This is a genomic window from Nonomuraea roseola, assembly GCF_039535395.1.
Classification (GTDB): domain Bacteria; phylum Actinomycetota; class Actinomycetes; order Streptosporangiales; family Streptosporangiaceae; genus Nonomuraea; species Nonomuraea roseola.
This window is the reverse complement of record NZ_BAAAXC010000015.1, coordinates 685988-705732: the sequence shown is the minus strand read 5'-3', so window position 1 is coordinate 705732 and position 19745 is coordinate 685988. Positions and strand designations below refer to the sequence as shown.

The window sequence follows — 19745 nt, the reverse complement described above, 5'->3', positions numbered from 1 at the left end:
GCAATCGCTTGGTTAAGGAGTCGGTCATGCGGCTTGGCGTCACGATGTTCAGCACCGACCTGGCGATGCCGGTCGCCGATCTGGCCAGGGCGGCGGAGGAGCGCGGCTTCTCCTCGCTCTACCTTCCCGAGCACACCCACATCCCCGTCTCCCGCCGCACGCCGCCGCCGACGGGCACGCCGCAGCTGGCCGAGGAGTACAGGCGCACGCTCGACCCGCTGGTCGCGCTGGCCTCGGCCGCCACCGTGACCTCGACGATCACGCTCGGGACCGGCATCCTGCTGGCCGCCCAGCGCGAGCCGATCGTCACGGCCAAGGCGATCGCCACGCTCGACCACCTGTCGGGCGGGCGCGTGGCGGTCGGCGTGGGTTTCGGCTGGAACGTCGAGGAGATCGAGAACCACGGTGTGCCGTACAGGGACAGGAGAGAGGTGGCCAGGCGCAACGTGCTGGCGATGAAGGCGCTGTGGAGCCAGGAGGTGGCGGCCTTCGAGGGCGTCGAGCCCTCGTGGTCGTGGCCCAAGCCGCTGTCGGGTCCGCCGGTCTACGTCGGCGGCGCGGCGGGGCCCAGGCTGTTCGAGCACGTCGCGCAGTACGCCGACGGATGGATGCCGATCGGGGGCAAGGGGATCAAGGCCGCGCTGCCCGCGCTGCGCGAGGTGGCGGCCACGGCCAGGGTCATCCCGTTCGGCACGCTGCCCACACAGGGCAAGCTCGACTACTACGCCTCACTCGGCATCGAGGAGGTCGTGCTGTCGCTGCCCAGCGGGCCAGGCGACGAGGTGCTGCCCGTTCTGGACCAGTACGCGACATTTCTCTAGCCGCGGCACCCTAACGCGAAGGTCACCTTCCCGGTACGGCTCGCATCCGTCCCCCGGCGCCCGCGCCGCCTGCCCGTACGGCCGCGCTCGCCACCTGGTTTCGACCTGTCCCAGGTCAGAGGCGGCCTTTCCGGCTAAGCGCGCGTTTCGGGTGATCAGGGCGGGTGAGACCGCCGCTCGCCCTACCGCAAGTGTGCAGAAATAGGGACATCACAACGGAGTTACGGTCCGTTGACGCGCCGCGATCCCTCGACTTCAGTAGAGAGGTGACGGGTGGCAGCGAGGGGAGGCGCCCGTGCCTGTACCGCTCAAGATGGGGGACCCGAAGAGACTGGGAGACTACGAGCTGTCCGGACGCCTGGGGGAGGGCGGCCAGGGCGTCGTCTACTTGGGCACTCTGGGGGAAGAATCGTTCGCGGTCAAGTTGCTTCACGGACCTGTGGGGGACGAGCAGGCGGCTTTCCTGCGTGAGGTCGAGCTGGCCAAGCACGTCGCCAGGTTCTGCACCGCGCAGGTGGTGGACGCGGGGTTCGACGACGGCAGGCCGTACATCGTCAGCGAGTACGTCGACGGCCCCTCCCTGAGCAGGGAGGTGGCGCTGGCGGGGCCGCGCAGCGGCGGCGCCCTCGAACGGCTGGCCGTCGGCACCGCGACCGCGCTGGCCGCCATCCACAGGGCCGGGATCGTGCACCGCGACTTCAAGCCGCAGAACGTGCTGCTCGGCCCCGACGGGCCTCGCGTGATCGACTTCGGCCTGGCCAAGGCGCTGGACGCGGCGGCCACCGTCAGCGGCAGGGGCGTGGGAACGCCGGCCTACATGGCGCCGGAGCAGATCACCGCCTCAGCGATAACCGGCGCGGTGGACGTGTTCTCCTGGGGCGCCACCATGTGCTTCGCGGCCAACGCCTCCGCGCCGTTCGGGCAGGACTCGGTGGCGCCGGTGCTGCACCGCATCCTGACCGCGGAGCCCGAACTCGGCCGTCTCGACGGCCGGCTCGGCGCCCTTGTCGAGCACTGCCTCGACAAGGACCCGCGCAACCGGCCGACCAGCAGGGAGTTGCTGCTCGCGCTGCTGGGAGCCGGTGACGAGATTCCGGCGGAGGTGCTGCGCTCGCCTCCGCCGCACATCCTCAGGGTCGATCCCTACCCGCTGGCCGAGCCCGAGGCGACGGGGGCGGCGGAGGGCTACCTGCTGCCCGAGTCGCGCGGCAGGGTGTCGTCGGGCGCGTCGCTGGCCAGGGCCTCGCGATCGGCGGGCGGTCCGGGCTCGCCCGCCGTCCGGAGCGATCCGAGGGGGTCGGTCGTGCCGTGGCCACGGGTGCCGGGCGACGACGGAGGGCACCCCTCGTGGCCGGGGGGAGACGGGCGGACGCCCGAGGCCACGCACCCCGGCAGGTGGGTGGGGCCGGCCGCGAACAGGGCGTCGCTGGCCGTGTCCGGCGCGCTGCTGGTCAGCGCCGCGGTGCTGGTGGCGGTGCTGGTGCCCGCGCTCCAGAGCAGCGAGGCGCCTCCCGTGTCCGTCGCCGAGCCCACGCGGGTGACCTCCTCGGTCGCCGCGTCGCCGCCGGACCAGCAGGGCTCCGGAAAGATCAAGGACACCCCCACCTCGATCAAGCGCCAGCCCTCCCCGCCGCCGCCGGTCGCCCCCGTGACCTATTCCGTGCCCTCGCTCGTGGGCATGGATCGTTCCGCCGCCGTCCGCGCGATCAAGGACGCGGGGCTCGTGGCGGGGTCGGTGTCCGAGCGCGACTCGGCGCGCTCGCCGGGTGAGGTGCTCGGGAGCACGCCGGGGGGGCGGGACCAGGGTCGCCAGAGGCACCCGCGTCGACCTGGAGGTGGCGGCGGGTCCGAGGGTGCCGGCGCTGGCCGGGCTCACCCGTGAGGCCGCCTCGTCCGCGCTGGCCGCCGCGGGGCTGAGGACGGGGAAGATCACGCGGAGCTGCTCCGAGCTGCCCAGCGGTCAGGTGATCAGCAGCAAGCCGGGGGCGGGCGCCAGACTCGCGCCGGGCAGGACGGTGTCGCTGCTGGTGGCCCAGCAGGGCGCGCGGGTTCCGCCGGTCGTGGGGCTCTCCCGCGCCGAGGCGCGGGGTTCGCTGAAGGCGGCGGGCTTCGCGGTACGGCAGAAGGCGCAGATCGTGGACGACCCCGACGTCGTGAACTCCGTCCTGGGACAGAGCGTGTCGCCGGGAACGTGCGCCACGCCTGGACGGACCGTGGTGATCACGGTGGGGGTGGCAGGCCAGTCCTTCCCCGACCCCTCCGAACCGACCCTGCCTCCCGACAGCGCCGAACCGCCTGCCGGCGCCGAACCCACCCCGAGGCCGACCCCGACCGACGAGGAGAGCCCGCCCGAGAACTGATCACTGCTCGCACGCGGTCATCGGCGTCGGACCCTGGCTGTGGTCATGGGCGGCGTTCCAGTTCACGGCGTTCGACGGCACCAGGAGCGAGCAGCAGCGCGGCTTCCTCCTCGGTGACGGGACGGTCGATCTCGGCATAGCTGCCGTCCGCGCCGCGGAGGATGACGCCGGTCTCCACCCCGTGCGTGACGGTGTGCCGGTCGCGCTCCTGGAGGCCCAGGCAGATCCGGTAGGTGATCAGGTAGCCCAGCACCGGACCCGCGAAGATCGCGACGCGGAAGAACCACGTGGTGGCGTACAGCGAGACGCCGAAGGCGGTGGCCAGGACGTCGTTGCCGCCGGCCGCCCAGAGGATGCCGTAGTACACGATGCCGGCGACGCCGAGGCCGGTGCGCCAGGGTACGTCCCGTGGCCGGTCGAGCAGGTTGTGCACACGGGTGTCCCTGGTGAAGCGACGCTCCAGCATCGGGTAGACGGCGAGGCCGGTGAACAGCAGGCCGGGAGCTATCAACGCGGGGATGATGAGGCTGAGCGTCAGCGTGTGCCCGAAGACGGTCATCTCCCAGCCGGGCATGATGCGCAGCGCGCCCTCCAGGAAGCCCATGTACCAGTCGGGCTGCGAGCCTGAACTGACCACGCTGGGACGAGCGGGGCCGTACAGCCAGATCGGGTTGATCTGGAACAGCGTGGCCAGCAGGGAGACGACCGCGAACGTGAACAGGAAGAACGCCGTCGTCTTCGCCAGGAAGGCGGGGAAGAACGGCGCCCCCCTGACCACCCGGTTCGACAGGCCCTTGGCCCTGAACTGCGTGTGCGTCTGCCGCCAGGTCAGCACCACCGCGTGCAGCGGGATGAGCGCCAGCAGCAGGCCGGGGATCAGCAGCGTGTGGATGCTGAACAGGCGCGAGATGATGTCGTCGCTCGGGTACTCGCCGCCGAACAGGAACATCGCGGTGTGGGTGCCCACCAGTGGGATCGACAGGATGACCGCGTGCAGGATGCGCAGCCCCGCGCCCGACAGCGCGTCATCGGGGAGCGAGTAGCCGAACAGCCCGTTGAGCAGCACCAGTATGAACAGCAGGACACCGATCAGCCAGTTCAGGTCGCGTGGCTTACGGAAGGCGCCGGTGAAGAAGTTGCGCAGCATGTGGACACAGATCGCGGCCAGGAAGACCAACGTGGACCAGTGGTGCAGCTGGCGCATCAGCAGCCCGCCGCGCACGTCGAAGCTGATCTCCAGGCTCGAGGCGTAGGCCTCGCTCATGACGACCCCGCGCAGCGGCACGTAGGAGCCGTCGTAGATCACCTCGGTCATGCTGGGCTTGAAGAAGAAGGTGAGGAAGACGCCGGTCAGCAAGACGATGACGAAGGCATACAGGGCGATCTCGCCGAGCAGGAACGTCCAGTGATCGGGGAAGACCTTCCGCATCGCCTTGTTCAGCCAGGCCCCGCCGCCGACCCGCTCGTCCAGGGCCTTGGCCAGCCCACTTGCCTTCATCGTTTCTCCTGGGTGAGATTCAGCGGCGTCATCGACACGGGAGCCCGGTGGCGCGGGGTGCGCCGGCCCGGCAGCAGCGCGTCGACCAGCCAGTCGTTGACGATTCCCATGCGGTTGGCCGGGATGGTGAACAGGCGGTAGGCGAGAGTCGCCGCCTTGGCCGCGATGCCGGAGAACGGGATGCCCAGCGGGTCGGCCGCCGCCTGCCGGCCGCCCAGGTCCACGGTGGCGCCGCGGTTGCCGTGCCGGTACGGCCTGCGCCTGCCGGATCCGAGGGAGGCGGCGACGTTGCGGCCTGCCAGCCTGCCCTGGCGTACGGCGTGCCGTCCGCTCATCGGGGTGATCTTGCCGGGTCGGGTGAGGTCGGGGACGGCTGCGGCGTCCCCGCAGACGTAGATCTCGGGATGACCGGGCACGGAGAGGTACTCGTCGACCCTGATCCGCCCCTGCTCGACCGGGAGCCGGAGCCCGTTGATCAGGGGATCGGGGCGAACCCCGAAGCTCCAGACGATCGTCCGCGTGGGGACGAACTCGCCGTCGGTCAGCCGCAGCCCTCCGGAGGTGACCTGCCCCACCGAGGTCTGAGTCCGCACGTCCACGCCGCGTCGCCGCAGCACTCGCGTCGCGGTTTCGGACAGGCGGGGATGCATGTCGGGCAGCAGCTGCTCGGCGGGCTCGGCCAGGATCCAGCGGATCGGCTGTTCTCGCAGCCGGGGGTAGCGGCGTGCGATCTCCTTGGACATGAGCTGTCCGGCGGCGGCCACCTCTGTGCCGGTGTGTCCCGCGCCGAGCACGACGAAGGTGCAGCGTGCGGCGCGTTCGGTGGTGTTGTCGCTGGTGGCGGCCAGGTAGAGCTGGCGCAGGATGTGGTCGCGCAGGTGGAGGGCCTCGGCGACGTCGTGGAAGCCGAAGCTGTGCGCCGAGACCGCCGAGACCGGCCGGACCTTGGTGACGCCGCCGACGGTGACGATGAGCCGGTCGTAGGCGAGCAGGCCCGTGGTTCGGTCGGCGTCGACATAGTGGACGCGCCGGGAGCCGGTGTCTATGCGGTCGACGGTGCCGAGGACGACCCGAACGTCGGGCAGCGCTCTGGCGAGCGGGACCGTGACCCGGCTCGGATCGAGCTTCCCTGCTGCCACGTCGAGCAGCAGGGGCAGGTAGAGCGTGAAGCCGGTCGGGTTCACCAGCACCACCTCGGCCCTGTCCCGCATGCGGCGAGAGAGAGCGGAGGCGGCGTGATATCCGGCGAGGCCGGCTCCGACGATCACGACACGTGGCGGCGACATGGAGTGTCAGTCAGGGGCTGGGAAGCGGACACGTGGTGTGCCCCCGTCACCAGCGCGATCGTGGGTTCCACCATGGTGGACTCCTCCGCGGTTCCTAGGTGCTTACACACCTACGACGGAATAGCCCGGCGAGCTGTGACATGAGGGGAGGTGACATCAGCCTCCCCTGCGGCACGGCGGCAGAGGTCACCGCAGAAAGTCCGGCCATGAGCACGCGCGCGCGTACGGCGGGGCAGCCGGAGGAAGAGGCGCGGGTCGGGAGTCGGCCTCGGGCGGGTCAGATGGCGAGAGCGGCGGTGGTCAGGGTGGCGCGGACGGTCTCCTCAGGCAGGTCCATCGTGTGGACGACGCCCCACTGGAGCGCGCCGAGCACCGCCCACCCGCGCAACCGGTCCTGCGCCGACGGCTCGGCCCCGACGAGCTTGGCGAAGATCTCGTCGCGGAAGGTCCTGATCGCCTCGCCTGGCGATCCTGGAGGGGCCTCGTCGGCGCCGCCGAGATCCTCCATGACCAGCCTGGTCACCGCACGGTGCCGTACGGTGAACTCCACCAGCGCCGTCACGAACGCCGCCCGGTCGGTGAACTGCGCGCCCAGCAGGTCGAGCATGTCGTCGGCGCACGGCGCGATCAGCTCGGCGGCCAGCCGGTCCTTGGGGTGGAAGTGGTAGGCGACGGCCGTCTTGGTGAGCCCGACGGCGGCGGCGATGTCGGCCAGCGAGGTCGCGGCGTACCCACGCTCGGCGAACAGCTTCCTGGCCGCCGCGAGGATGCGCGTGCGGGTGTCGTGACCCTGCTCGAGTGTGGTCATCGTCTCTTTCCACCAGAGGCTCCACGTCCAGTGTGCCCATCGTAGGGCTCTGTACGGACGTACAGGACGCAGGTGGGGAGACGTTCCCCGTGGCGGCTAGAAGACGATCACCGTGCGCGCGACGGAGCCCTCGCGCACGTGGGCGACGGCCTGGTTGACGTCGGACAGCGGCAGCCGTTCGGTGACGAGGCCGTCGAGGTCGAGGCGGCCCCGCAGGTACTGCGCCGCGAGCATCGGCAGGTCGCGCAGGGGGGCGGCGTCGCCGCCCTGGGTCCCCATGAGCCTGCGGGAGGCGAAGAGCAGCCCCGGCTCGATGGTCAGGGCAGCGCCCGAGGGCGGGCTGCCGACCATGACCGTGGTGCCGCCTGGCTGGGTGGCGGCGAAGGCCTGGCCGAGGACGTCGGCCACCCCCGTGGCGTCGAAGGCGTAGTCGACGCCGCCACGCGTGATCTCGCCGACCTGTGCGGGGAGATCGCCCGCGAGCAGGGTGTGGGTGGCGCCGAAGCGGGAGGCGAGCTTGAGCTTCTGCTCGGCGACGTCGGCGGCGATGATCGTGGTCGCCCCCGCCAGCACCGCCCCCTGGACGACGTTGAGCCCGACGCCGCCGCAGCCCACGACCAGCACGCTGGAGCCGGGGCTCACGCGAGCGACGTTCAGCACCGCGCCCACGCCGGTGACGACGCCGCAGGCCAGCAGGCACATGGCGTCGAAGGGCGCATCGGTGGCGATCTTGACGCACATCGCCTCGCTGACGAGCGCGTACTCGGCGAAGGAGCCGATGCCGATGAACCTGCGGGTCTCCTGCCCCTCGAGCGTGACGCGCGGCGCGCCTCCCATGATCGCGGTCATCCTCGCGGGGCCCGAGCACAGGTGGAAGCGGCCGGCGCCGCACTGGCGGCACCTCCCGCAGGCGCCGCTCATCGCGATGATGACGTGGTCGCCGGGCCTGACTCCTGTCACGCCCTCGCCGACGCTCTCGACGACGCCCGCGCTCTCGTGCCCCAAGATGTACGGCAGCCGCCGTACGACGGGGCTCTTGCCGTCGATGGCCTTCAGGTCGGACCCGCACACCCCCGACGCCTTGATCCGCACCCGCACCTCGCCCGGTCCCGGGTCGGCGATCTCGACCTCGCGGATCTCCATCGGCTCGCGGAATCCGGTGAGGACGGCGGCGCGCATCAGCATGCGCCACACGCTAGCAAGCAAATGCTTGGTAGAGAAGCGTTGACACCCCCGCGGCCCGAACCTACGCTGACCCAAAACCAAGCGAGCGCTAGGCCAAAAGGCGGAGGCTGGGTTGCGGCGAGAACTCGTGGTGCTGGCGGTGGTGGTGGCGCTCGCGGGATGCGCGGCGCAGCAGAAGGCGGCTCCGGGCGCGCAGACGCCGGGGGTGACCGACACGACGGTCAAGGTGGGCGGGGTCCTCACCAAGACCAGCGCGAGCGGCTACTCCACCAAGGACGCCGAGCTCGGCGCCAGGGCCAGGTTCGAAAGAGCCAACGCGGCGGGCGGCGTGCACGGCAGGAAGATCGAGTTCGTCGGGGCGGAGGACGACACCCAGGACGCCGCCAAGGGCGACGCCGCGGCCAAGAAGCTGGTCCAGAAGGACAAGGTGTTCGCGCTGGTCCCCGTGCACGCCCCCAACTTCGGCGGCGCGGTCTTCCTCGAGCAGCAGGGCGTGCCGTGGTTCGGCTGGGCGACGGGCCCGCAGTGGTGCGGCACCAGAACCGGCTTCGGCTACAACGGCTGCCTGGCGCCCAAGCCGGGCGCCGGCTCGCAGACCTGGTGGGGCAACCAGATGGCCGACCTGCTCGGCGGCGCGAGCGGCAAGACCGTCTACGTGCAGACCTCCGACTCCAGCGGCAGCAAGTACGGCGGCAAGACCATCTCGCAGTCCTTCCAGGCGGCGGGGTTCACGCTGGTCGGGCTCAACTCGGCGCTGCCGGGCGCCGCGCCGCCCGCCGACTGGCTGCCCTACGTCAACAAGATCATGACCTCGGACGGCGGAGCGCCTCCCGACATCGTCGTCTCGATCATCGCGGGCACCAAGTTCAACGTCGGCCTCTACTCCGCGCTGAAGAAGGCCGGCTACAAGGGCGTGCTCAGCGACGCGACCAGCTACGACGCCGCCATACTGAAGGACCCCGCCACGGCGAGGGCGCTCGAGGGGGTGGTCGCCGCGCCGATGTTCGAGCCCTTCGAGTCGAGCGCGCCCGAGATCGCCCAGCTCAGACAGGACGTGGACAAGGTCTCCCCGGGCGCGACGCTCACCCAGCACCTGGCGATCGGCTACTGGTCGGCCGACATCTTCCTGAAGATGCTGGAGCAGACGGGCCGCGACCTGACCCGCGAGAAGTTCCTGGCCACGGGCAACGGCTCCTTCCTCTACGAGAACGCGGGGTTCGGGAAGATCCAGTACCCCAAGGACCACGCCGAACCCAACGGCTGCGGGGCGCTGGTCAAGCTCGAAGGCGGCGCCTACCGGGTGGCCAAGAGCATGAAGTGCTTCGACAACGTGCCGCTCAAGTAGATGCTGGCCTACATCCTCAGCGGGCTGGTCACCGGCGCCGTCTTCGCGGTGATGGCGTCGGGCCTGACCCTGTCGTACGCGGCCACGGGCGTGTTCAACTTCGCCCACGGCGCGGTCGGCTTCCTGACCGCGCTGGTCTTCTTCGAGCTCAACGTGGGTCTCGGCTGGCCGGGATGGGCCGCGGGGCTGGTCGCGGTGCTGGGCTTCGCCCCCCTGCTCGGGTACGGCCTGCACAGGGCGATGTTCAGGGGCCTGGCCCATGCGGGGGAGACCGCGCAGATCGTGGCGACGATCGGGTTGACGATCGCGCTGCCCGCGCTCGGGCTGCTGATCGCCGACCTGGTGGAGGAGCCCTTCGGGCTGCCGCCTGCCGACGCCACGGCGCTGCCGCACGGCGTGGGGCCCTACCCCGCGGTCGAGGTGGCCTTCGGCTTCGACTCCGACCAGGTGATCACCTTCTGCGTCGCGATCCTCGTGGCGGCGGGGCTCTGGCTGTTCATGCGGCACACGCCGTACGGCCTGCGGATGCGGGCCTCGGTCGACAGGCGCAGGCTGGCCACGCTCAGGGGCATCGACGCCGACGCGAGCTCCGCGCTGGCCTGGACGCTCAGCTCGGCTCTCGCGGGTCTCGCGGGCGTGTTGGCCGTTCCGGTGGTGGGCCTGGACTCGGGGGCGTTCACCGTGCTGCTGTTCGCCTCGGCGACGGCGTCGGTGTTCGGGCGGCTGCGCTCGATCCCCTGGACGTTCGCGGCGGGGCTCGGGCTCGGGGTCGTGCAGAACCTGGTGGCGGGCTACGCCGACTTCGCCGCGGACATCACCGGGCTGCGCACCGCGGTGCCCGTGCTCCTGCTGTTCGCGGGGCTGGTCCTGCTCAACAGGTCGAGGGAGCGGGTGGCCGGTAGCGCGGCCGAGGACGCGCCGCCCCCCGACTACCTGGCCGACCTGCCGGTGTGGCGGCGCCGCCTGCCCTGGCTCGTCTCACTGGCCGCGCTGCTGGTCTGGACCTTCACCCGGCCCGCCGACGACTACTACGTGGGCGTGGTGGCGCAGGGGCTGGTGCTCGCGCTGATCTTCTGCTCGTTCGTGGTGGTGACGGGGATCGGCGGCATGGTCAACCTGGCACAGGCCGCCTTCGCCGCGATGGCGGCGCTGACGTGCGGCTGGGCGTTCGCCTCCGGATGGCCGCTGCCCGTGGCGATCCTGGTGGGCGTGCTGGCGGCCGCGGCGGTCGGCGTGCTGGTGGCGATGCCCGCGCTGCGGCTCGGCGGCCGGATCCTCACGCTGGCCACGCTGGCGCTCGCGCTCCTCGCCGACCAGGTGCTCTTCCAGGTCGACGCCTTCAGCAACGGCACCATCGGCTGGCCGCTGCCGGCGATCTCCTTCGGGGTGGCCGACACCACCGACCCCCGCGTGCGGGTGGTGCTGTTGCTGGTCCTGATCGGGCTGGTCGGGCTGCTGGTGCGCAACCTGGAGCGGTCGGTGTCGGGCAGGGCGATCCTCGCCGTCAGGTCGGCCCCGGCCGCGGCGGCGACCGTGGGCGTCTCGGGGCCACGCACGAAGATCATGCTGTTCGCGCTGGCGTCGGCGATCGCCGGGCTCGGCGGGGTGCTGTACGCCACGTCGAAGGGGTCGATCACGGCGACGGACCTGCCCGCCTTCGCCGGGTTCGTCTGGCTGGCCGTGGTCGTGCTGCAGGGGGTGCGCAGGATCGGAGGGGCGGTGCTGGGCGGGCTGATCGCCGCCGTCTTCCCCGAGCTGCTGGCAGGATGGGGCGTCTCCGCGCACGTCGGCGCGATCCTGTTCGGCACCGGCGGCATGATCCTGGCCAAGCATCCCGACGGGGTGCTCGCCCAGCTCGCCGAGGCCCGCCACCGCCGCCGCGCCCGCCGCCAGGCCACAGCCCCGTCCCCGGCCACCGACGCGCTCTCCCCTCGGGGCCACGCGGCCCTTGGCGCCGCCCCTGAGAACCTCGCCGAACCCGGCAGGGCCGAGCCGGTGCTCAGGCTCGAGGGCGTCGTCGCGGGATACGGCGACGTGACCGTCCTGCGCGGCGTCGACCTGGCCATCCACCAGGGAGAGGTGGTCGCGCTGCTCGGCGCCAACGGGGCGGGCAAGTCCACCACCTGCGCCGTCGCCGCGGGAGACCTGCCCGTCACCGCGGGCGCGGTCCTGCTCGACGGCGATGACGTCACCGGCCGGCCCGCCCACCGGCGCGCCCGCGCGGGAGTGCTGCTGGCACCCGAGGGGCGAGGCGTCTTCCCCGGTCTGACCGTGGAGGAGAACCTGCGGACGTGGCTGGAGTCGCCCGATCCCGTCTACGAGAGGCTGCCGCAGCTGGCCGCCCGCCGTACGGTGCTCGCGGGCGCGCTGTCGGGCGGTGAGCAGCAGCTGCTGACGCTCGCGCCCGCACTCGTCAGGCCGCCCAGGGTGCTGATCGCCGACGAGCCCTCCCTCGGCCTGGCCCCGCTGGTCGTCGAGCAGATCTTCGCCCTCTTCGCCGAGCTGCGACAGCGAGGGGTGGCGCTGCTGCTGGTGGAGGAGAAGGCCACGGAGGCGCTGGCCGTCGCCGACAGGGTGGCCTTCATGCGGCTGGGCCGCATCACCTGGACAGGGCCCCGCTCCGAGGTCGACGCCGACCGCCTGACCGCCGCCTACCTGGGGGTCTCGTCATGACCGCGCTGGCCGTGGAGGGCGTCTCCGTCTCCTTCGGCGGGGTGATGGCGCTGTCGGAGGTCTCCTTCACCGTGCCGGAGGGCCAGGTCTGCGGGGTGATCGGGCCGAACGGCGCGGGCAAGACCACCCTGTTCGACGTCGTGTCAGGGCTGCGCAGGCCCAGGTCGGGCCGGGTGCTGGTCGCCGGGGCCGACGTCACGGGCGACTCCCCCGTACGGCGGGCGCGGGCGGGGCTGCGCCGTACCTTCCAGCGCACGCAGGTCTTCGGCCGCCTCACCGTCGCCGACAACGTGCTGTCCGCCCTGGAGTGGCGCGGCGGCGGAGGCGGCCTGCTCGCCGACCTGACCGCCCTGCCCGCCAGGCGCCGCCTGGAGGCCGCGCGCAGGGAGCGGGTGAACGAGGTGCTGGAGCTGTGCGGGCTGCTCCCGCTGCGCGACGCCTACGCTGCCGCGCTCCCCGTCGGGCAGCGGCGGCTGGTGGAGCTGGCCCGCGCGCTGGCCGACCGCCCCTCGCTGCTCCTGCTCGACGAGCCCACCTCGGGCCTGGACGCCGACCAGACGGTACGGCTGCGCGAGGTCATCGCCGCGCTGGAGACCACGGTGCTGCTGGTGGAGCACGACATGGGCTTCGTCATGGACACCTGCGACCACCTCGTCGTCCTCGACCTCGGCAAGGTCATCGCCGCAGGGCCGCCCTCCGAGATCAGGACCGACCCTGTCGTCAGAGCGGCCTACCTCGGCTGACCACCGCCGGGCTACTCGATCACCAGGTTCACCGCGATGTTGCCCCTGGTGGCGTTGGAGTAGGGGCAGACCTGGTGGGTGGCCTCGACGAGGCGCTGCCCCGCCTCGCCCTGGAGCTCGTCGGGCAGCTCCACCCGCAGCGTCACCTCCAGGCCGAACCTGCCCTCACCGATGCCTCCGAGGCCGACCTCCGCCGTGACCGACGCGTCGGAGACGTCCAGCTTCATCCTGCGGCCCACGTTCTGCATGGCGCTGGCGAAGCAGGCGGCATAACCGGTGGCGAACAGCTGCTCGGGGTTGGTGCCCTGGCCGGATCCGCCGAGCTCGACGGGGTGGGCGAGGGTGACGGCCAGCCTGCCGTCGTTGGTGGCCGCGCGGCCCTCTCGGCCCGAGGCGGTGGCGATGGCGGTGTAGAGGATGTTCATACTCATCACAATAATCGACGCTATGTCGATTATTCCCGGCGTAGTGTTGAGACATGAACCGGCGCAGGGGGATGACCAAGGGAGACCGCCGTGAGCGGGCCATCGTCGAGACGGCGAAGGAGCTGCTGCAGTCCGTGCCACCAGGGCAGATCACGGTCGACAGGCTGGCGGCGGGGGCGGGCATCTCGCGCTCGAGCTTCTACTTCTACTTCGACTCCAAGAGCGCGGTGCTCGAGGCGCTGCTGGAGGAGATCGCCCAGGAGATGGAGGAGGCGGCCAGGGGCTGGCTCGACGGCGCGGGCGACGATCCCGCCGCGCTGAGGAAAGCGCTCGGGGTGAGCGCGCGGCTGTGGCGCGAGCACGGGACCCTGCTGCGCCCCGCCCTGCTGGGCGAGGACGAGGAGTTCGCCGGCTTCAGGTCGAGAGTGGTCGAGGGCTACATCGGGCAGGCGGCCGCAAGGATCGGCAGGGAGCGGGCCGAGGGGCGTGCCCCCGAGGGGCCGCCGCAGGACGGCCTGGCCAGGGCGCTGGTGCGGATGAAGTTCGCGGTGCTGGCCGAGGACCAGTCGGCGCAGGCCATCGAGACCTGCGCCGTGGTGATCACTCGGGCGATCTACGCCTGAGCCGTGCGGACCGCGGCCAGCTGCGTGGCCTGGGCGACGAGGTGGCCCTTGGCGTCCCACGCGTGGGCGGTCTCGTCCATGCGGTCGCCGGTGACGTCGGCCGCCTTCACGCGCACCCTGACGGGGCCGGGGGCGGGCAGCCGCCTGATGTAGGCCGACAGCTGGATGGTCGGGGCCCAGCCGGGAGCGCCGAGGTCGTAGGAGACCGGCGGCACCGCGTCGATCGCGACGAGCAGCGACAGCGGGTCCCACTCGGAGCCGTCGGCCAGGCGCTGCCAGCCCGCGATGACGCCCTCGCGCGCGGGGGTGCCGAAGGCGAAGCCCAGGTGGGCGGGGTTGAGCCGCTGCTCGACGACGTCCATGAGCGGCACCCTGAACCCGGCGCCCGGCGCCTCGGCGGGGGTCAGGAAGCACTCCTGTTCGTCGGGCAGCTCCACCGGCTCGGTGTCCGACCACCACGGGTCACCCTCCGACAGGCGGCCAAGGGTGATGAGCGCCTCGACGAGCGGCGCGCCGTCCTGCGAGAGGCGGGCGCGCACCTGGGTGAGGGCGCGGCCCTGTCGTAGCGTCTCGACCGCGACCCGCACGGGGCCGAAGGCGGGAGGCGCCAGGAAGGAGCCGCTGACCGCCGTCACGTGGGGGTGGTCGGCGCCCGCGCTCTCGATGGCCGCCCTGCCCATGATCGCGAGGAGGTAGCCGCCGTGCGCCCTGCCGCCCACGCTCCACTGTTCGTCCAGGGTGGCGTGGAAATCGCCGTCCGCGCCTGCCGTGATCGCCGTGGCATCCCGAAATGTCGTCATATGGTCAGATTGACGGCGTTAACCTGACGGTGTCAACCTGATCCCATGAAACGGGTGAGGGCCAATCCTGGCGAAGGGACGCGGCTGCGGGAGGAGATCCTCGCGGCGGCAGAGGCGCTGCTGGTGGAGCGGGGGAGCGAGGAGGCGCTGACGCTGCGCGCGGTCGCCGGCCGTACGGGTGTGTCCACCCCCTCGGTCTACCTGCACTTCGCCGACAAGGAGCAGCTGATCGAGGCGGTCTGCCTGCGTGCGTGGGACGAGCTCGAGCGCAGGATGCGCGAGGCCGCGCAGGGCATCGACGACCCGTTCTGGGCCCTGGGCAGGTGCGGGCACGTGTACGTCAGATTCGCGCTCGACCATCCCGTGCAGTACCGGGTGCTGATGATGCGGCAGGGGTCGGGCTCGGCGGCGACGGCATGCTTCGGCTACATGGTGGAGGCGGTCTCGGCCTGCGTCGCCTCAGGCACCCTGCGCGGCGACCCGCAGACGCTCGCCCTCGGCCTGTGGTCGGCCGCGCACGGCTGCGCGTCGCTGCTGATCAGCCAGCCGTCCTTCCCCTGGCCCGATGATCTCGACGCCTTCATCGACGACACGGTCTGGATGGCGGGTCTCGGCACTGCCATCGCCTCACGCCTGTCCAGGCGCCGGGTCCTGCCCGAGGTGGTCGCCGAGCTCGACGCCTTCGCCGACCGGCTCAACGGCTAGCGGACCGCTCCCCAGCCGCCTGCGGAACTCCTCGCTGAGATGGCGGTGCACCGTGGCGACCGCGGGGACGGCCAGCCCTCCCGCCCTGACCGCGAGATAGCCGGTGTTGAGCGGCGGCACCTCGGGCGCGGTCAGCGCCACCAGCCTGCCCGCAGCGAGGTCGCCTGCGCAGAGATAGGCGGGCAGCACGGAGATCCCGGCCCCCGCCCGTACGGCTGCCAGCACCCCCCGCAGATCGGGGACGATCGCCCCCGCGGTCATCGTCGCGCGGCGGCCGAAGACGGTCCGCCAGTAGCGCCTGATGATCGGCAGGTCCTCGGCGTAGGCGACGACCGGCGCGTCCATCGTCACGCCCGGCGCCGCCACCAGGACGAACTCCTCGTCGTAGAGCGGCTCGGCGCGCACGCCGCGCAGGCGCGGCCGTACCGTGGCGACCACGAGGTCGAGCCGTCCGGCCGCCAGTTCGGCCAGCAGGTCGTCGGTCAGCCCGAACGTGGTGCGCAGCCTCAGCCCGTCGGCCACCAGCGGCGCGAGCACGGGCATCACCTGCTCGCACAGGAACTCCGCAGGGCCGCCCAGATGCACGCTCCGCCCTGACGGCAGTTCGGCGCCGACCACCTCGGCCAGCGCGTCGAGCGAGCCCGCCACCCGCCTGGCCAGCTCGTCGGCCGCCGCCGTGGGCGCGACGCCGCGCGGCAGCCGGTCGAACAGCGGCCGGTCGAGCGCCGCCTCCAGCGCCCTGACCTGCGCCGTCACCGCGGGCTGCGACAGCCCGAGCGTCTGCGCGGCGGCCGTGATCGAGCCGGTGCGGTGCACGGCGAGAAACGTCCTGAGCAGGTCGAGCGAGAGTGACATATCAGAATTGTGATGGCTGAGGGGCGATGAAGCTATTTGTGACTGATGGCTGACGCGGCGCATCATCGAGACATGAGCAAGCGCATTCTGATCGCACTGACCAGCCATGACGACCTCGGCGGCGTGCGGAGCACCGGATACTACGTCTCGGAGGCGGCCCACCCGTGGCACGTCTTCCGCGAGGCGGGCTTCGAGGTCGTGGTGGCCAGCGTCAAGGGCGGGCAGCCGCCACAGGACGGTTTCGACCCCTCCGACGACACGCAGACCGCCTTCCTCGACTCCGCCGAACTGCGGGAGGCGGGCAGGCTGGCCGACCTCGAAGGCCGCTCCTTCGACGCGGTGCTGTACGCCGGTGGCCACGGCACCATGTGGGACTTCCCCGGCGACCCCGACGTCGCGCGCCTCGGCCGCGAGGTCTACGAGAGCGGCGGCGTGGTGGCCGCCGTCTGCCACGGACCCTCGGCGCTGGTCAACCTGACCCTGTCCGACGGCGCCCCGCTCGTGGCGGGCAGGCGCGTGGCCGCCTTCACCAACGCGGAGGAGAAGGCCGCGGGCGTGGCCGAGATCGTGCCGTTCCTGCTGGCCGACGCGCTGGTGGGCAAGGGGGCGACGCACGAGCCCGCCGCCGACTGGCAGCCCCAGGTCGTCGTCGACGGCCGTCTGGCCACTGGGCAGAACCCGGCGAGCGCCGCGCCGCTGGCCGAGCGGATCGTCGAGCTTCTCAAGTAACCAAGCGTGCGCTAGGTTGGGTGAGTGGATCTCGACTTCACCCCGGCCGAACAGGCCTTCCGCGCCGAGGTTCGGGACTGGCTGGCCGCGCATGTGCCCTCGCGGCTGCCGTCCATGGACACCCGCGAGGGCTTCGAGGCGCACCGCGCGTGGGAGGCGCGGCTGGCCGAGGCCCGCCTGTCGGTGGTCTCGTGGCCGGAGGAGTACGGCGGCCGCTCCGCCTCCCCGATCGAGTGGCTGATCTTCGAGGAGGAGTACTGGGCCTCGGGCGCTCCCGCCAGGGTCAGCCAGAACGGCATCTTCCTGCTCGCCCCCACCCTCTTCACCTTCGGCACCCCCTCGCAGCAGGCCGCGTTCCTGGGCAGGATGGCGAAGGCCGAGGACGTGTGGGCGCAGGCCTGGTCCGAGCCCGAGGCGGGCAGCGACCTGGCGGCCCTGTCCTCCCGCGCGGTCAAGGTGGAGGGCGGCTGGCTCCTGCACGGCAGGAAGACCTGGAGCTCCCGCGCCGCCTTCGCCTCGCACGGTTTCGGCCTGTTCAGGACCTCGGGCTCGCGGCACCACGGGCTCACGTACTTCCTCTTCTCGCTGGAGGACGTCGCCGTCAGGCCCATCGCCCAGCTGGACGGAACGCCCGGATTCGCCGAACTGCTCTTCGACGGCGTCTTCGTCCCCGACGCCATGGTCCTGGGAGAGCCGGGGCAGGGCTGGAAGATCGCCATGGCCACCACCTCCTCCGAACGCGGCCTCACGCTGCGCAGCCCCGGACGCTTCCTCGCCACGGCCGAGCGGCTGGTCGCGCTGGCACGGACGGCCGATCCCGCGCTGCAGGACAGGGCGGCCCGCTGCCTCGTCGACGCAGAGGCCTACCGCCTGCACACCTTCGGCGCCGTGAAGGGCGAGCTCGGAGCCACCACCAGCATGGGCAAGGTCTTCTGGTCCGAGCTCGACCTGCGCATGCACGCCGTCGCCATGGACCTGCTCGGCCCCTGCGCGGCCGAGACGCCGTGGTTCGACGGCTACCTGTTCTCGCTCGCGGGGCCGATCTACGCGGGCACGAACGAGATCCAGCGCAACATCATCGCCGAACGCGTCCTGGGGCTGCCCCGATGAACTTCGCCTTCACCTCCGAGCAGCTCGCCTTCGCCGCCGCCGTGCGGGAGGTGCTGCGCGACCGCTGCGACCCCTCCGACCGCCTGTCGTGCTGGAAGGAGCTGGCCGAGCTCGGCTTCTTCGGGGCGCTCGCGCCGGAGGAGGCGGGCGGGCTCGGCCTCTCACTGATCGACGTCGTCCCCGCGCTCGAGGAGACCGGACGCGCCGCCATGCCGGGGCCCGTCGTGGAGACGCTGGTCGCCGCGCCGTACGCCCCGGAGGGAGTGACGCGCGTGAGCCTGCTCGTGGACGGCGTCGCGCTGGACGCCGACCTGGCCGACCTGGTCGTGGATGTCACGGGACCCTCCGCCGTGCCGGTACGGCTGGAGCCGCGCAGGGCGCTCGATCCAGGGCGGCAGCCGTACGGGGTGACGGTGGCGGGCGAGCCCGAGCGCCTGCCCGGCTCGGCCGAAGCGCTGCTGAGAAGGGCGACCGTCGGGACGGCGGCGCAGCTCGTCGGGGTCGCCAGGCAACTGCTCGCCAGGTCGGTGGGGTATGCCAGGGCGCGCACCCAGTTCGGACGGCCGATCGGGGCCTTCCAGGCGGTCAAGCACCAGCTCGCCGACGTGGCGATCGCGGTGGAGTTCGCCGCGCCGCTGGTCCACCGCGCCGCGCTCTCCGTGGACGGGCGGGAGGCCCCCTGGCCCGACCGGGACGTCAGCGCGGCGAAGGCGGCCGCGGGAGAGGCCGCCTCGCTGGCCGCCCGCACCGCGCTGCAGGTGCACGGCGCGATCGGCTACACCAGCGAGCTGGACCTGCGCTTCTGGCTGGCCAGGACCTGGTCGCTCGGCGCCGCCTACGGCACCAGCGCCGAGCACAGGACCCGCGTGCGTGAGGCGGTGTTCGGAGCGTGAAGTTCGGTGTCCCCCTGGGCCTGCTCCACCCCGCCGCGTGGAAGGACGTCGCCGTCGCCGCCGACTCCCTCGGCTTCGAGTCGCTGTGGGTCCCCGAGCATCTCGTCTTCACCACCGACCTGTCGCTGGCCACCTATCCGGGCACCTCGACACCCGGCATCAGGCCGCACACCCCGCTCTTCGACGCGCCCGCCTACCTGTGCTGGCTGGCGGGGCTCACCACCCGCGTCAGGCTCGGTACGGCGGTGCACCTGTTCGCGCTCAGGCATCCCTTCGTCTCCGCCCGCGCCTTCGCCACCCTCGACATCGTGTCGGGAGGGCGAGCCGTCTGCGGAGTGGGCGCGGGGTGGTACTCGGGGGAGTGGGCCGCGGCGGGCGTCGACTTCGCGACCAGGGGCCCCCGCCTCGACGAGGCGATCACGGTCGCCAAGCGGCTGTGGTCGGAGGAGACGGTCGCCCACACGGGCCGCTTCTTCTCCTTCCCCGAGGTCGCCTTCGAGCCCAAGCCGATCCAGCACACGCTTCCCGTCCTGGCGGGCGGCGAGTCGGCCGCGGCGCTGCGGAGGGCGGCCACGCTGTGCGACGGCTGGATCAGCATGCCGCACACGCTGGAGTCGGTGCGGCCGCAGCTCGAACGGCTGGCCGCGCTGCGCGACGGACGCAGGTTCTCGGTGACCGTCCACGCCTCCTCTCTGGCCTCGCCCGAGGAGATCGCCGCGTGGGAGGCGCTGGGCGTCGACCGGCTGATCGTCCGCCCGTGGAAGGGCACCAGCGACGCGGTCGCGAAGCTGACCGCCTTCGCCTCGGACTACGGCGTCACGCCAGACCGTGAGCGCCCTTCAGCGAGGTCGTAGGGCTGAGGCCGCTTCCCGAGTCCGTCGGGCCC

19 protein-coding genes are annotated in these 19745 nt (G+C 72.1%); 12 read left to right on the top strand and 7 right to left on the bottom strand.

Translation table 11 applies throughout. From position 1 onward, the window contains the following. Positions 1–26: 26 nt before the first annotated feature. The 3 genes from ABFX55_RS26410 (at position 27) to ABFX55_RS26400 (ending at position 3181) form a co-directional block, all read left to right on the top strand. Complete coding sequence (locus ABFX55_RS26410) at positions 27–821, top strand: TIGR03619 family F420-dependent LLM class oxidoreductase (protein ID WP_346125296.1); 795 nt, start codon at positions 27–29, stop codon at positions 819–821. 295 nt (positions 822–1116) lie between these two features. Then, positions 1117–2703, top strand: a complete 1587-nt coding sequence (locus ABFX55_RS26405; RefSeq protein WP_346125294.1) for a serine/threonine-protein kinase — start codon at positions 1117–1119, stop codon at positions 2701–2703. Then, complete coding sequence (locus ABFX55_RS26400; protein WP_346125291.1) at positions 2675–3181, top strand: PASTA domain-containing protein; 507 nt, start codon at positions 2675–2677, stop codon at positions 3179–3181. Before ABFX55_RS26405 ends, ABFX55_RS26400 begins: the two co-directional genes overlap by 29 nt. A gap of 43 nt (positions 3182–3224) precedes the next feature. Here ABFX55_RS26400 and qcrB read toward each other — a convergent pair whose 3' ends face one another. The 4 genes from qcrB to ABFX55_RS26380 form a co-directional block, all read right to left on the bottom strand. Continuing rightward, on the bottom strand, positions 3225–4679 hold the full coding sequence (gene qcrB, locus ABFX55_RS26395) for a cytochrome bc1 complex cytochrome b subunit (RefSeq protein WP_346125289.1): 1455 nt from the start codon (positions 4677–4679) through the stop codon (positions 3225–3227). Then, positions 4676–5965 (bottom strand): NAD(P)/FAD-dependent oxidoreductase, encoded by a 1290-nt coding sequence (locus ABFX55_RS26390; protein ID WP_346125287.1) that lies wholly within the window; start codon positions 5963–5965, stop codon positions 4676–4678. The genes qcrB and ABFX55_RS26390 overlap by 4 nt, the downstream gene beginning before the upstream one ends. 277 nt (positions 5966–6242) lie before the next feature. After that, a complete protein-coding gene (locus ABFX55_RS26385) occupies positions 6243–6773 on the bottom strand; it encodes a TetR/AcrR family transcriptional regulator (protein ID WP_346125285.1) in 531 nt (176 codons plus the stop codon). Positions 6774–6869: 96 nt separating this feature from the next. Next, entirely contained in the window at positions 6870–7958 is a 1089-nt protein-coding gene (locus ABFX55_RS26380; RefSeq protein WP_346125283.1) for an alcohol dehydrogenase catalytic domain-containing protein, read from the bottom strand. Positions 7959–8070: 112 nt separating this feature from the next. On the opposite strand from ABFX55_RS26380, the gene ABFX55_RS26375 reads away from it, so the two are divergent. The 3 genes from ABFX55_RS26375 to ABFX55_RS26365 are packed head-to-tail and all read left to right on the top strand — an operon-like array spanning position 8071 to position 12719. Beyond that, positions 8071–9303 (top strand): ABC transporter substrate-binding protein, encoded by a 1233-nt coding sequence (locus tag ABFX55_RS26375; protein WP_346125282.1) that lies wholly within the window; start codon positions 8071–8073, stop codon positions 9301–9303. Then, complete coding sequence (locus ABFX55_RS26370) at positions 9304–11976, top strand: ABC transporter permease subunit (RefSeq protein WP_346125280.1); 2673 nt, start codon at positions 9304–9306, stop codon at positions 11974–11976. It begins immediately after the preceding gene. After that, the gene (locus tag ABFX55_RS26365) at positions 11973–12719 is read left to right on the top strand and encodes an ABC transporter ATP-binding protein (protein WP_346125278.1); all 747 of its coding nucleotides are present in this window, start codon (positions 11973–11975) and stop codon (positions 12717–12719) included. The genes ABFX55_RS26370 and ABFX55_RS26365 overlap by 4 nt, the downstream gene beginning before the upstream one ends. A gap of 11 nt (positions 12720–12730) precedes the next feature. Here the strand turns inward: ABFX55_RS26365 and ABFX55_RS26360 are convergent, their stop codons facing one another. Beyond that, positions 12731–13150 (bottom strand): organic hydroperoxide resistance protein, encoded by a 420-nt coding sequence (locus ABFX55_RS26360; protein WP_346125277.1) that lies wholly within the window; start codon positions 13148–13150, stop codon positions 12731–12733. A 47-nt stretch (positions 13151–13197) separates the two neighbouring features. On the opposite strand from ABFX55_RS26360, the gene ABFX55_RS26355 reads away from it, so the two are divergent. Continuing rightward, positions 13198–13767 (top strand): TetR/AcrR family transcriptional regulator, encoded by a 570-nt coding sequence (locus tag ABFX55_RS26355; protein WP_346125275.1) that lies wholly within the window; start codon positions 13198–13200, stop codon positions 13765–13767. Here ABFX55_RS26355 and ABFX55_RS26350 read toward each other — a convergent pair. Beyond that, positions 13758–14567, bottom strand: coding sequence for a thioesterase family protein (locus ABFX55_RS26350; protein ID WP_346125274.1), 810 nt, complete (start codon positions 14565–14567; stop codon positions 13758–13760). The two genes, ABFX55_RS26355 and ABFX55_RS26350, sit on opposite strands and share 10 nt — an antisense overlap. Before the next feature lie 45 nt (positions 14568–14612). On the opposite strand from ABFX55_RS26350, the gene ABFX55_RS26345 reads away from it, so the two are divergent. Continuing rightward, complete coding sequence (locus ABFX55_RS26345) at positions 14613–15272, top strand: TetR/AcrR family transcriptional regulator (RefSeq protein ID WP_346125272.1); 660 nt, start codon at positions 14613–14615, stop codon at positions 15270–15272. On the opposite strand, the gene ABFX55_RS26340 is transcribed toward ABFX55_RS26345, so the two are convergent. After that, positions 15195–16127 carry a LysR family transcriptional regulator gene (locus ABFX55_RS26340; protein ID WP_346125270.1) on the bottom strand — a complete coding sequence of 311 codons (933 nt, stop codon included), beginning with the start codon at positions 16125–16127 and terminating at the stop codon, positions 15195–15197. The genes ABFX55_RS26345 and ABFX55_RS26340 overlap by 78 nt on opposite strands. A gap of 72 nt (positions 16128–16199) precedes the next feature. Here ABFX55_RS26340 and ABFX55_RS26335 point away from each other — a divergent pair, with 72 nt between their 5' ends. The 4 genes from ABFX55_RS26335 to ABFX55_RS26320 are packed head-to-tail and all read left to right on the top strand — an operon-like array spanning position 16200 to position 19713. After that, positions 16200–16856, top strand: coding sequence for a type 1 glutamine amidotransferase domain-containing protein (locus tag ABFX55_RS26335; RefSeq protein ID WP_346125268.1), 657 nt, complete (start codon positions 16200–16202; stop codon positions 16854–16856). Between the two features lie 24 nt (positions 16857–16880). After that, positions 16881–17966, top strand: coding sequence for an acyl-CoA dehydrogenase family protein (locus ABFX55_RS26330; protein WP_346125267.1), 1086 nt, complete (start codon positions 16881–16883; stop codon positions 17964–17966). Next, on the top strand, positions 17963–18859 hold the full coding sequence (locus ABFX55_RS26325; RefSeq protein WP_346125265.1) for an acyl-CoA dehydrogenase family protein: 897 nt from the start codon (positions 17963–17965) through the stop codon (positions 18857–18859). Before ABFX55_RS26330 ends, ABFX55_RS26325 begins: the two co-directional genes overlap by 4 nt. Beyond that, entirely contained in the window at positions 18856–19713 is an 858-nt protein-coding gene (locus ABFX55_RS26320) for a TIGR03619 family F420-dependent LLM class oxidoreductase (RefSeq protein ID WP_346125263.1), read from the top strand. Before ABFX55_RS26325 ends, ABFX55_RS26320 begins: the two co-directional genes overlap by 4 nt. The last annotated feature ends 32 nt before the right edge of the window (positions 19714–19745 follow it).